Origin of the sequence: Nitrosospira sp. Nsp1, assembly GCF_900100985.1 — a bacterium.
Lineage (GTDB): Bacteria > Pseudomonadota > Gammaproteobacteria > Burkholderiales > Nitrosomonadaceae > Nitrosospira.
Genome location: NZ_FMUF01000023.1, coordinates 1 through 13,177 on the forward strand (window position 1 = coordinate 1; position 13,177 = coordinate 13,177).

Below are 13,177 nucleotides of genomic sequence, written 5' to 3' on the forward strand. Positions count from 1 at the left end.
AGGCCACAACCTGCGCAAGATCCTGCGCCGGTTGGCGCTTTTATGCGCCCGTTTTCGGATCAGCCTCAATCAATTGCTGGCAAGCAAAATACCAAGCTTACAATTGACTGGCTGAAAAACAAGTTTTTCAGGGACGACCCAGTTAGTCTGCGATAAAGCTGCATAGAGCGTCGTTGCATACTACCCGAGCACGGCTGCTACTTTTTATTTATGTCTTATATGTAGCGAAACACCTCGTCCGTAGCGAGACAAGGGCCATGCCTGCGAGCATCATAGCCCAACCCTCCGGTTCCGGTATGGCGGTGATCATTCCCACCTGACCATTGATGCTCACCAGATACAAGTTACCGGCGGCATCCTCGCCAAATGAGGAGATGCCCCCTGAAATACCAGTAGAGGACAGCAATTCGGCCGTTCGGTCGGTAACATCGGCATTCGTAATGGGCGCCCCGGTAAAGTGGAAAGACATCACCTTATCGTTAATGAAGTCTGCGAAGAAATAAGTGCCGTCCAGCCCATCAATCGCCGACCCACGGTAAACATAACCACCCGTGATCGAGGCACCGCCGCCGTTGTGGTCATATTCGAAGATTGGCAATGTATGATGCGCAAGCGACGGATCATCAGGAAAGTTCAACCGTGTGCCCTCGAACTTGCGCCACCCGTAATTGGCACCAGCGGTGCCGATATTAATCTCTTCGCGATTATCCTGCCCGACGTCGGCAATATAAAACGTGCCGGTTTCCCGGTCGAAGCTGTCCCGGTATGGATTGCGCAAGCCATAAGCATAGATTTCCGGATTGCCGCCGGCAAGGTTGCCCGCAGGGATTTCGTAGCCATATTGCGCAGCATCATCAGGCGAACGATCGGCCGATACATCAACCCTCAACATTTTTCCCAGATTCTCAGAGAGATTCTGTGCACGATTCTGGGGATCGTCGTGAGATCCGCCGTCGCCGGTGCCGATGTAAAGGTTCGCGGCTTCGCCGGGGCGAAAACCGATCCAGCCTGCCTTGTGATTGTTGAGCCCGGCTGGTTGAGCGATAGTGATCACCGTTTGCCGGCTTGCGGCATCCGCTATATTAGGCTGCCCCGCGCTGGCCTGATAAGTGGCGACCACGGTATTGAGCGTGGTCCTGTCTATATAATCGACATAAAAGCGCCGATTGGTCGCGAAATTCGGATCAAACGCCATACCGAGCAGGCCGCGCTCGCCGTCGGTATCGACCGAGCTGGACAAATCGAGAAATGGAGTGGGACGCACCGTCCCGTTCTCGAGGATTTTAATCAATCCACCCTGCTCTACAATGAATAGCCGCGAATCGCCATTGGGTGAAGTGGCGAACAAGGGTCGGCTTAAACCGGTGGCGACAATTTGGGTTTGCAACTGCGCAAGAGCAGGTGGTATCCAGACGGTAGCGGCAAAAGCTGCAGCGAGCAAGATTGAAAAAAACTTGTTCATGATAGCTCCTGGGAGTCGGGTTATACCGGGCTGTACAAAGCTATAAGAAGCCGATGCGGAAGCAGGAATGACAAAAGTACGTGTTCTTTATTTATATAGACAATGCTCGATCGGTTGTCAAATGGTGCGATCATGCCTGTCGTTTTTTTTTACGCTGCCAGTATCTCGCCGCAGCCTAGCCGAATTGACCCGCCGTCGCTGTATGTGAGGCTACTGATGAAGCTTCATCCCGGGGTAATTGGAGAGGTGCCCCATCTACCTCTATATACAAGAGAAAACGCTTAAGCCGGCGGAATAATCGGGAGCCAGCCTTCATGGGGAAAATGAAAGTAACAGGGTTCCAGCCACGAATTACGGCATTTTCGCAAGCGGATGCAGGTGCAGTGTCTGTTCGGGCGGCCCCGGGAGAAATGGAGTGCGTATGCCGTTAACCCAATCGGCATGCCCACTGCCATAATAAGGTGAGAAGGGGTGCCCACTCTGTCCGCCGGGCATTTCGAAATAACCTTGCTCTTCATTACCGGGGGCAACGGCAAAACGATTTGCGGCACCGAAGCTTGGCCCCTGCACCCGCGGCATATTGCTGTCGCCGGGCAGTTCATCCTTTGGCATATTCAGCCATACGCCGATAAAGTCGGGTAGAGCACGGCTGAGCGGGTGTCTGATGCGGGCAGTGTTACGCTCACCCCAGCTGCGAGCCGCGATACCGCCCGGTTGGCTTCGCATACGTTCCGCCACGCGTCTGGCAGAGCTACTCAGCAAGTCTTCCCAGTCGGTATAAACAGGCGGCAACAGGTGTTGTGGACGCTGCTCGATCAAAGTCCACACAGCGTGCTCAGCCTGATTCAACTTTGGCAGCACGAAATCTGGCGCGTTACTGCGCACTGCTGCCGCAAAACCGTCAAGTGCCCTATTAGTAACCTCCCGGCGGAATGAGCGGACCAGACGATAGGCAACCGACGATGTCGAGGCATGTCCGTCCCAATCGCGGAGCGCTTGCTGCATTTCGACCTGCCAAGGCGCCGCTTCTGCATGGTTCAGCGTCAGCTCGAGAAGTCTCCGCCAGCGCGTCAGGAATAATGCGCGATCGTCCAGTTGGATTGCCAGCATGCTTGCGGGTGAGAAATGCTCGCTTCCGCGTAAGCCATCGCGGATCTGCTTCGCGCGGGCACCGAGGTCATAGCCTCCATCACCGAGCCGGTCGAGCATGAGACCGTCGACGGTACGTGCATTCGCCGTCCACAGGCGGTGCTGGGGCGGATTAACGATCAATGGATACTGGGCGGGCTTGAGCCAGCCGCTCCATCCCATACCCGGCACGCTCCAGTCTGCCGGTCTTATTGGATCGTAACCACCGGTTTTGACCGGAATACGCCCGGCGATGGTCCAGGCAATTTTGCCCTTTCGGTCACCGACAATAAAATTCTGGGCGGGAATACCCGCATTCTGCGCGATCACGACGGCTTCATCCACGGTTTCCGCCCCATCCAGCTGGGCGAGCTCCATATCGATCGCGCCGGGCCGGTGCGCTGTCCAGGCGAGCGCAAGGGGTACGCCATCGTGATCAGTGGCGAGTATTGGTCCCCACTCGGTCTCATAAACATCCAGAGCCTCATCCGGTGCGCCGCGCGCATGCAGGGTTTCACGATGAACAGTGACGCTATTCCAGCCGGCTGCGTTGCGGTATCTTGACTTATCCGCCGGATCCAGCCTGACCCGCACCCAGTCCGTGAAATCGCCATAACTGTTTGTAAAACCCCAGGCGATATGGCGATTCGAACCCACTGCGATTGCGGGTGTCCCCGGAAGGCTGGCACCGATAATGTCATTGTCAAATCCGGGGCGCCGCAAGTTCGGGTAGATCAAACGGGTACGGAACCAGATATTTGGAACACGCAGTTCCAGATGCGTGTCGTTGGCGACCAGCGCCGCGCCCGCAGCCAATTCGCCGGCCACGGCAAAGCTATTGCTGCCGGGCAGGTCATCGCTGTGATCCTCGGTATCGCGCAAAAGGCTGGGGTCTAGCTTGCGCAGGTCGAGCTCGTCAGCGGATGGGGTTCGCGGCCAGTGGGATGCGGTGCCAATAAGCGGCGCATCCCACTCACCGCCGCCGGCGGCGAGAAACCGGTAGGCCGCTTCGGGTAATGTTGCGTGCATGGTAGAGAACGCAAGCTCGCGAAAATTACTTCCGTCATTCAGCGTGAAATACATCGCATTGACGACCAGTATGCTATCTTCACTGCGCCATGCAACCGGGAGCGTGCGCGTCAGCAGATAGGGGAACGGTCGCGTAGCGAGCGCATTCAGTCCTTCGTTTACCCCATCACGATATACGTCGAGCAGTTGCTGCTGGCTGGTCGGCAGTTCCTGCAATATCGCCGATGCACGCGAGCGCATACGGTGCTTCCGCGCTTTTCGGTCGGCCGGCAGGGCTGCCGGTCCGAACAACTCAGCCAATTCACCGGCTGCTTGTCGTCGCATCAGATCCATTTCAAAGAAGCGTTCCTGCGCATGGGCATAACCGAGCGCCCAAACCAGATCATGGCGATCCTGCGCACGCAAAGTTACGCTACCCAGCGCATCGCGCTCCACAGTGACTGGGGCAGACAGGCCATTTACATCCACTGTTCCGGCATATTGCGGCAAGCTACCGCGCAGCATCAGCCAGCCACCACCTGCCAACAATACCGCCAGTATGAGAAATACCAGTAGAACCCAGTAGATCGGGCGGAACGCAGCCGTCATGTTCAAGGAAGAGCGATTGGAAACGGGTTATTTCCGTGTCGGGGCAACGCGCCACACGGACTTGTTCGGGCGTTTTTTTGACGATAGGCAACGCTATGGCGAACCCAGCCATTTTGGCAGCGGTTCAACAATTCAAGAGGAGCCGAGTTTATGACGAATGGATTCGATGCGTTCGCGGTTCACGCCGAGATCCGATTTTCCCAAGCGGGATGCGGAGCGGACTTGAATCACCCCGGCCGCCGGATCGAACCAGAACTCGGCATCATCCACGTACTTCATGAGCCGGGTAGTGAACTGTGCATAGAGGTAGTCCGGTTCTCTTTTCACTATCTTGGCGCCATCCATTGTCCTGATAACCTCGGCGATGCGGTCCAGTGTGGCGTCCGGATCGCCTTTCAGCGGCAGCGGTGCGATCTCGGCATAAGCGCGTTGGGGATGATCTGGGTAAAGCGACGCCTGGCTCGACACGCTATTAGGCGTGTTAGAGGGAGGCTTGAGCCTTCCGTCATGCACGCCCAGATCGGTGGGCGGCGTGCCTTTGAGCAGCCCGAGTTGACCGGCAAGCAACCCCGTGATGACGACAACGGCAATGACAACAAGTGCCCACTTTACAATAACCATGTCAATGCCCGGCGACCCCCAATGTGATGGACGAGGAACGTACTCCCTAAGCCGATAGCGGGCGTCACAAAATCGCCGGCAGCGGCCGCATCACATAATCTCCTTTGCCCATGCCGGTCCTTTATCCGCCATGTCATCCGCTTTTGCCGGCATGGCTGCGCCATCAGTGCCAATAAAGGCTAGCCAATGGTCAAGCTACTTGGTTTTGCTATTTGCCAGGACGAATTCCGCCAGACGTTGCGCCGGTTCGCCTTTAATATTCGGAAACGCGGTCATCCCCATGCTTCCTTTCTGAACTTTCTGAATAATTGCGTCCTTATTCGCCATCGCGGTGCTGATAACCATCACGCTGCCGCTTTCCGGCTTATGGCATTTTGTACAGTTTGTATAAAATATGTCCTCCCCGCTGACATTCTCGGCCGGTGTGTAATTATCCGTCTTCGAGCAACCAACCAAGCTCACCAATGCGGAAACAGCTAGCGCCAAGACCATTTTTTTCATTTTGTGCACTCCAATTTTCATAAGATGGAAATATTTCTTTCAAGCTGCCATGGGGAGGCATTATATCGTCCTTACGGATCGTTCAGGTATTATCCTGAATCCGACTGTTGACCGCTTTTTTCAGCTCATTTGCCAATTCGTCTACCAACTAAGCGCTATACCCGAAGGAATTTTTCGTACCCCGTGAGCTTCACCTTCCTGGTAAGCTCACTCCATTCCGTTCAACTGCCGGATTCAGGATTATTGCCGCGATTGTCCATATTGCGATGATCACCGCAGGGTTCGATGGAGAAGAAGGAGGAAAGACTTGACGCCTTATCCGTTTGCAGGCGGGTGACCAAGGAGTCGAAGGGCAAGCAGTACGGTGATCGGTAGATAAATGAACAGGCCCGTAACGCCCAGAAGCGATTCTCCAATCCAGAAAGTGATGACGAGATTGAAGATCAATACCCCATAATATAAACCGCAACCGAGCAGCACGCGTCCGGTCACCGATGGGGCAGGGAAGAGGCTGGCTTCAGCCTGAAGTTTGCGATCGAGAGGAAGATAGGCGCGAAGAGAGAGAAAACCCACAACAGTCCAGCCAATATAATTGGCTATCGGGATGCCGAAATGCGTGCCCGGATCAGGATAGTAGTATATTCGACCGAGGAACCATCGCTCGCCGCGGAGCGCGACCGGATCGATGACGACATCGATGAACATGAAAAAAAGAATGGTGAGTACCACTACCGGCCAGCCGGTTCTGGCTGCGAGGGGAAACCCCATCCGGATCATGCTCATACCAGGACGGGAGCTTGTGCTGTCGGCGGGCAGGAGAAAAGCCAGCGCCATGCAATAGCTCGCATAGAGAAGAAAGGGAAACGAGAGGGAATCCATGGCGGGAACATCCGCGATATACAATTCCTGCCCGACCGTTGAACCGGTATAGTAATACCAGCCGAAAGGAACTCCCGTGCGAGTGGAAGAGAGTTCGCACAGAAGCGCCACAGTGTATGTGATAGCCATGAACCAGGCTGTTCTGCGCCAGCCGATCAGCCTGCTGGCGGAGAAGAGGAACGCGGCGAGGAACACAAATACATAGGGGCGAAGCGTAATTGTCTTCAGCAGGAGACTAAGGAATTCCATCGAATATTCCATTGGTCCGGTAGATGGATTCGTACCGGAGATTGATCTCCTGGAGGTTCGTCTCCAGGAGCGAAGGAGCGCAATACATTATTTTTTGTGCTATCCGGGCTTTGTGGCGTTTTGGCGCAGCCCATCGTCCTTTATTTGCCGGACGAGATTATATCCTGTCATATTCGGTAACCGGAAACTATAAGGCAGCATGCAAACCTCTGCTGGATTTTTCCGGGCGAACAGGACTGGCGAGAATCAAATTTTCGCATAAAACCACACAAACCAGATAGCCCGCGTCAGCAGAGCAACAGAAAGCTCAGCGCATCATGCACCGTCATCCGTATTTTTTGATTGCGATGAAAGTCCTGTTCTATGAAAGCGCTGTCGTCAGCCGTAATCGAGTCGTAATCGATATGTATCCGTTTCCCTTCAGATTTGGCGGGTTTTTACCCCTCAAATACGACCGTGGAAAAGATTTCTCCTCCCTATACTTGTAAATTTTGTGGCTTGCTGTCTTCCAGGAATCTTTAGTGCTGTATTATTTTTGATGACTCCATCGTGAGGCGCATTCTCAGGTTTTTTGCCTTTGCTGTTTTGACTCTGCTTTTCGCCGCACTTGCTATTGCAGCCTTCCTTCTTTACCGGGAGGTTACAACGTCTTCCTATCAAGCACGGCAATTGTGGAATTTGGCCGATGATCTGCGCTGGGAAATGAAAAGCGGTCCAAGCGACCAGTCGCATTTCCCGCAGGCGGGTCCTTATGACATCCGCCTGGGTTATAGTCGCCTTCCGGAATTGGTTCAGCATCTGGCAAAGCATGGTTTTGAGGTTCATGCGCAGGCGCGGGTTTCTGCACGCATGGAGGAGCTTGTCGCGCAGGGCTTGTTTATTCCTTACCGCGAAAAATCCCAGGCCGGTCTGGAAATAACTGCCGACGATGGCGCGCCATTGTATCGCGCTGCGTTTCCGGCACGTGTTTACGCGGATTTCCAGTCGGTGCCGCCGGTAGTGGCGAATAGCCTGACGTTTATCGAAAATCGCGAACTGCTGGACCTGACCCAGCCGAAAAAAAATCCGGCCGTCGACTGGAATCGGTTGGGCAGGGCAGTGCTGGATAAGGCGATTCAGCTTTTTCGTCCCGAGCACGACGTATCAGGGGGCAGCACGCTGGCGACGCAAATTGAAAAATACCGCCACTCTCCCAACGGAATGACGCTGAATGCAACAGATAAGCTTCAACAGATTGCGTCCGCATCCGTGCGCACTTATCTACAGGGCGAGTACACGTTGCCCACGCGCAAGCAGATCCTGGTGGATTACCTTAATACAGTCCCGCTTTCGGCAGCCGCAGGTTTTGGAGAAACGAACGGGATTGGAGACGGCCTGTGGGCGTGGTATGGCCTGGATTTCGACGAAACCAATCACATCCTTAATTCACGGTTTGCGCAAGGAGATGCGCTTACCGAGAAGGCGCGCCTCTACAAGCACGTGTTGAGCCTGATGATTGCGCAGCGTAGACCTTCCTATTACCTGATAGCGGGGCGAAAAGAACTGGGTGAACTTACCGACAGTTATCTGAGGGTACTGGCTCAGGCTGGCGTGATACCAGCTCGCCTCCGGGATGCGGCGCTTGAGCTGCCGCTGAATTTTCGTGTTGCGCACTCTCCGGAAGAAGGCCGAAATTTTGCTTCGAAGAAGGCTGTCAATGCTGTTCGCGTGCGACTCGCCTCTCAGCTCGGGTTGCAGCGCATGTATGACCTGGACCGCCTGGATCTGTCAGTGCAAAGCACTCTTGACCTGGAGCTACAGAAAAAAACCACCGATATGCTGCGCGAATTAAAGGATGTGGAACATGCGCAGGCTGCCGGGCTCTATGGGCAGCGCCTGCTGGGTACGGAAGATCCGGGAAAGATTATCTACAGCTTCACGCTTTCCGAATTGACGCCGCAAGGCGCCAAGTTTCGAATCCTGGCGGATAATTTTGAACAACCACTGGACATCAACAAGGGGACCAAGCTGGATCTGGGTTCCACCGCAAAATTGCGGACGTTGGTGACCTATCTTGAAATTGTGGAAGCACTGCATAATAAATATGCGACGCTGGCACCGAAAGTACTTAATGGACAAGAGGTTGACCCCGGCGATATTCTCAGCCGCTGGGCGATCGGTTATCTCCTGCAAAGCGGGGACAAGAGTTTGGCATCCATGCTGGATGCCGCTCTTGAGCGCAAGTACTCGGCTAATTCGGAAGAGCGATTCTTCACCGGCGGCGGATCACACGTCTTTCATAATTTCAAGCATGAAGACGACCGCAAGATCATGAGCGTGCGCGAAGCGACAAAGAATTCGGTCAACCTTGTCTATATTCGCCTGATGCGCGATATCGTGCGTTATCACATGTTTCAGGTAGGAGGTTCATCAGCCAGGATACTCAAGGACGTCGGGAATTCGGGCCGCGTGGAGTACCTCAGACGCTTTGCAGACAAGGAAGGCACGGAATTCATCAATCGTTTTTATCTCAAGTACAAAGGTAAAACAACCGAACCGGGCGGGATCAGCAAGCTGCTTTTCTCCAGCTTCCGGCACACGCCGCGCCGTTTGGCCGCCGCTCACCGTTATATTTATCCAGAGTCTACCTTTGCAGAGTTCGAGAAATTCATGGCGCCGTATCTGCCCGGCTTTAAACGTGTGACCCCGACAATGGTTCAAGATCTGTATGAAGCGTATGCACCAGGCAAATATTCATTGGCCGATCAGGGCTACATAGTAACCGTCCACCCACTGGAATTATGGTTGGTACGCTACCTGAATTCCCATCCGCTTGCCCAGTACAAGGATGTGATCGCGGCGAGCACGGACGAGCGAATCGCTGTCTACCAGTGGTTGTTCAAGACCATTCACAAGAATTCGCAGGATGTGCGGATTCGCGGTCTTCTGGAGCTTGAAGCATTTCTCGAAATTCATCGTAGCTGGAAACGCCTCGGCTACCCATTCGATTCGCTGGTACCCTCACTTGCCACAGCCATTGGGAGTTCCGCTGATCACCCTGCCGCACTTGCGGAATTGATGGGTATCGTTCTGAACGATGGCGTGCGAATGCCGGCTGTACTAATTGAACGCTTGCGTTTCGGAGCCGACACCCCATTTGAGACAATGGTCGAACGAGCGCCCATTCAAGGAGAAAAAATGTTTTCTCCTGAATTGGCCGCGGCAGTGCGTGGCGTACTGACAGATGTGGTCGAGAGAGGTACAGCTTCGCGGTTGGCGCGAGCCATTGTGGAAGAGGATGGGGCTGAAATTTCGATTGGCGGAAAGACCGGGACGGGCGACCATCGTCATATCACGTTTTCTTCGCCGGGCGTCGTCAAGGAATCACGCGTCGTAAATCGCTCCGCCACTTTTGTCTTCTTCATTGGAGACCGTTTTTTCGGAACGATGACCGCATTCGTGCCCGGCGCGGACGCCGCCAACTACACGTTTACCTCAGCGCTTTCTACGCAAGTCATGAAGCATCTCTTGCCCATCCTGAAACCCCTCATCGATCGGGCCCAGCCGTTGCCAGAGCAGATCCTGGCAAGAAACGCGACCAAGGGCGAGCTACCTGAAGAACGTAAAAAGGGGAGTAGAAAGGGAGGTAAAAAAGAAAATGAAAAACTGGAGATGAGTCAGCTAGCGCGTCATTTAATCGAATTGCACTGAAAATATACGAAATACACCGATAGTTAAACCCAGATAATTCATTAGGCGGCTCTGCGAGCCTACGCGAGTGCTGGCGGTCAGTTTGCGGCTATTTTCGCCGCCATTTTTTTGCTACCTGCGCGGCGTCCATAGACCAAGCTATGGACTTCTCTCAACCGACAAAACTGTCTCGCTATCATCTCGTGTCCTAATGGATTATCCTGGGTTCAATCCTCGGTATTGATCCACCATAAGAAGACGACGACACCCAGCACAAGCCCGAGGCCCAGGATGGCCTTTACAAATTCCTTGACGAACCAGTACACCATCGCTTCATATAAATCCAATCGTTCATACCCCTCAAAAAAGACCGCTATTTACGGGACCACCACCATAGCAGTAACGATAGAAACAAGGACACCAGCAAGCCTGTCGTCAGCGGAAAGTAGAGCCTGAAGTTTTCCCGCTCGATAGTAATGTCTCCCGGCAGCCGCCCGAACGGTAGTTTCGATAACCACGGCCATGCAATGCCCGCAACCACCAGCAGTATCCCGAGAACGACGAGTAGACGTTGCATAAGGATTTCCTTTGAGGATTTTTGCGGACCTTCTTCAGCACAATTGGGCGAGGGTATGCAGAAGTCTACAGATTAGTGTAAACCGTTTTCTTCGGAAAGATCAATTTAACCCTTTCCGCGTCAGCCCTCTGCATCCACAAGATCAGGCCGGCAACGCCCACCTTTGCTGGTTTCAACTTCTTAAGTTGTATATTTTTCCAGCCTCAGCTCATCGCTTCGCTGATTCTCTTTCTTGTTAGTGTGCTAACACACGGAAGTACGGCACAGCCCCCGATAAAATTTTTTTAGATTTCTTGAAATCCGGGGAAAAATGACCCATCACCTTGTTCTGTTCGTCGCGCTGTTCACGGTACCCGCCGCAATAGGTGCCGAGATAAATGGCTGCGCTGTCACATCGGCTCCGCTGAGTGGAGAGGCAGACCTCAGCAGTGTGATTTGCACGCACGATCCTACTCGAGCATCGATCTTTCAACCATTCTTTTAAGGAGAAGAATATGAATATTCTGATAAAGAACCCTCGTAACCTCCTGGTTGCCATCGCGGCAGTGTTTGGGCTATATGCCGGGTCTGGTGTTTATGCGCAAGACTCGATCGACAAATCCAATGCGAGCGAGAAATCGAAGCATGCGGAAAAAAGCAAAAAAAATTCACAGACGAAGAAAAATGAGGGAGGAACCATCGTTGAGGTGCCGGTGCTGATGATGGTTCCCGTGGAGGTGTCGAGCGATATGTCGACGAATAGCGGGTGCTGGGTGAAGCTATACGATAAGAAAGACTATAGCGGCGATAGCTTTTTGCTGGTCGGTCCCGTCGAACTACCGGTGATGACCGGGCCCTTCGGCTTCAACTGGGAAAATAAGGTTCGCAGCCTCGAGGTCGGCCCCAACGCCAATCTCACGATTTTTGATAATCGCAATTTTCGGGACCAGGATAAATTCGTCGATGCAGGTAAAAAAGTCCCCAACATGTCAAAAAAAATGGGATTCTTTGATGATTTCCGGTCGATGATGCTCACTTGCATATGAGCCGGTAAAAGGAAAGGAAGCTGGCGTTAGCGTGCCATCCAGGCGTATTCCAGGCGCTGGCGCCAGCCCATCCATAAAGTCCCATGGCCGCCTGCACTAGCCTTCCGGCTGCCTTCAAGATCAGCATGAATCGAGAACGATGCGTTTGAGGATATGCAATCGGCGGTGAAAAAAATGTTCCGCGCCGGGCACGACGACCACAGGTAGTTCCTGCGGGGCAGCCCAATCCAGAACAGTTTGAAGGGGAACTACTTCGTCCTGATCGCCTTGTATGATCAGGACCTGCCTGGTGCTTTCAATATCGCCTTTAATATCCGGTTGGGCGAGGTGGGGCGCGTTGAGCCGCCCAACGGCGGGAGCGACCAATACCACTATCTGTGGTTTGAGTCGTTGCGCCGCATACGCCTGGATTGCCCCTCCGAAGGAGAAGCCCGCCAGCAGTAATAGCGGAGGGGTATCAAAGGAGGTGGCGAATTGGTTTCTGATGGTTTCAACAACTGCGAGCACGTCTTCCGTTTCACCCGCCCCATTGTCTTTGCCCGAGTTAAGTTCGCCTTCGCTTTGTTCCACACCGCGAAAATTAAATTTGACTGTGACAAATCCCAACTCGAGAAACGCCTTGAATAGGGTATGGACCACCTTGTTATTCATTGTCCCACCATATAATGGATGGGGATGCGCAATAATGGCAAAGCCACGACGGTAGCGGAAATCCGGTTCCGCCAGAACCGTTTCCAGCTTTCCCGCCGGGCCATCAATGAATAATTTCTGGGGAATATGTGAATTCAACAGGATGCTTTCCAATATAAATGGAAAATACGTTTGTTGCCTGCCCTGGCAGCCTGTCGGACCTAAAGGAAATCGGCTGCAAAGGCGCCTGGTTCATATTTCGCTGCTTTTTCGACCAATAGAATAACTATTGGCCTTCAAAATCCTCAAAATCTGCCCTCACCCAGTCACTTTTTCGCTGCGATTCTTCAAGTCCGACAGGCTGCTAGATTCGCAATCGCTCGACGATACGTCCGTTTTTCAAATGCTCTTCGATGATCTCGTCAATATCTTCTTTGTCCACATATGTATACCAGACCTCTTCGGGATAGACAACGATAACCGGACCTTCGTTGCAACGATCGAGACAACCTGCATTGTTAATCCGTACCCTCCTGCTCTTGCTATCGAGTTTGAGGGCCTTGATTCGTTCCTTGGCATAATCACGCATGGCCTGAGCGCCATAATTGTTACAGCACAAAGTTCCCGGCTCGCGCTGGTTTACGCAGAAAAATACGTGCCGCAGGTAGTAGCTCATAATATGTTCAACGGGATGAGAAATAATGAATCAAAATTATTATACGGAACAGCGATTATTTCTTCTACTGACGAGTTGATTGAAGTTATTGCCCCGCACGGCTTGCTTAGCAGATACTTTCGAGAAGGGCGAAAACGAGCTTG

10 protein-coding genes are annotated in these 13,177 nt (G+C 53.2%); 2 read left to right on the forward strand and 8 right to left on the reverse strand.

Features of this window, described 5'->3' with window-relative positions; all coding sequences use genetic code 11:
• Positions 1-208: 208 nt before the first annotated feature.
• The 5 genes from BLP78_RS12480 to BLP78_RS12500 all read right to left on the reverse strand — a co-directional run bounded on the left by BLP78_RS12480 (position 209) and on the right by BLP78_RS12500 (position 6,457).
• Positions 209-1,462, reverse strand: coding sequence for a PQQ-dependent sugar dehydrogenase (locus tag BLP78_RS12480; RefSeq protein WP_090459659.1), 1,254 nt, complete (start codon positions 1,460-1,462; stop codon positions 209-211).
• Positions 1,463-1,813: 351 nt separating this feature from the next.
• A complete protein-coding gene (locus BLP78_RS12485; protein WP_090459661.1) occupies positions 1,814-4,207 on the reverse strand; it encodes a penicillin acylase family protein in 2,394 nt (797 codons plus the stop codon).
• A 132-nt stretch (positions 4,208-4,339) separates the two neighbouring features.
• Positions 4,340-4,828 (reverse strand): DUF1499 domain-containing protein, encoded by a 489-nt coding sequence (locus BLP78_RS12490; RefSeq protein ID WP_090459663.1) that lies wholly within the window; start codon positions 4,826-4,828, stop codon positions 4,340-4,342.
• Between the two features lie 195 nt (positions 4,829-5,023).
• Positions 5,024-5,329: a c-type cytochrome gene (locus BLP78_RS12495; RefSeq protein WP_090459733.1), complete on the reverse strand. Its 306-nt coding sequence runs from the start codon at positions 5,327-5,329 to the stop codon at positions 5,024-5,026.
• A gap of 315 nt (positions 5,330-5,644) precedes the next feature.
• Positions 5,645-6,457: a carotenoid biosynthesis protein gene (locus BLP78_RS12500; RefSeq protein WP_090459735.1), complete on the reverse strand. Its 813-nt coding sequence runs from the start codon at positions 6,455-6,457 to the stop codon at positions 5,645-5,647.
• A gap of 702 nt (positions 6,458-7,159) precedes the next feature.
• Between BLP78_RS12500 and BLP78_RS12505 the strand changes: the two genes are divergently transcribed.
• Complete coding sequence (locus BLP78_RS12505; protein ID WP_256330264.1) at positions 7,160-10,147, forward strand: transglycosylase domain-containing protein; 2,988 nt, start codon at positions 7,160-7,162, stop codon at positions 10,145-10,147.
• A 352-nt stretch (positions 10,148-10,499) separates the two neighbouring features.
• Here BLP78_RS12505 and BLP78_RS12510 read toward each other — a convergent pair whose 3' ends face one another.
• On the reverse strand, positions 10,500-10,703 hold the full coding sequence (locus tag BLP78_RS12510; RefSeq protein ID WP_090459666.1) for a DUF2905 domain-containing protein: 204 nt from the start codon (positions 10,701-10,703) through the stop codon (positions 10,500-10,502).
• A gap of 494 nt (positions 10,704-11,197) precedes the next feature.
• Between BLP78_RS12510 and BLP78_RS12515 the strand changes: the two genes are divergently transcribed.
• Positions 11,198-11,728 carry a beta/gamma crystallin domain-containing protein gene (locus BLP78_RS12515; RefSeq protein ID WP_090459668.1) on the forward strand — a complete coding sequence of 177 codons (531 nt, stop codon included), beginning with the start codon at positions 11,198-11,200 and terminating at the stop codon, positions 11,726-11,728.
• A 120-nt stretch (positions 11,729-11,848) separates the two neighbouring features.
• Here BLP78_RS12515 and BLP78_RS12520 read toward each other — a convergent pair whose 3' ends face one another.
• Complete coding sequence (locus tag BLP78_RS12520; RefSeq protein ID WP_090459737.1) at positions 11,849-12,517, reverse strand: alpha/beta hydrolase; 669 nt, start codon at positions 12,515-12,517, stop codon at positions 11,849-11,851.
• A 205-nt stretch (positions 12,518-12,722) separates the two neighbouring features.
• The gene (locus BLP78_RS12525; RefSeq protein WP_090459670.1) at positions 12,723-13,034 is read right to left on the reverse strand and encodes a (2Fe-2S) ferredoxin domain-containing protein; all 312 of its coding nucleotides are present in this window, start codon (positions 13,032-13,034) and stop codon (positions 12,723-12,725) included.
• Positions 13,035-13,177 lie beyond the last annotated feature (143 nt).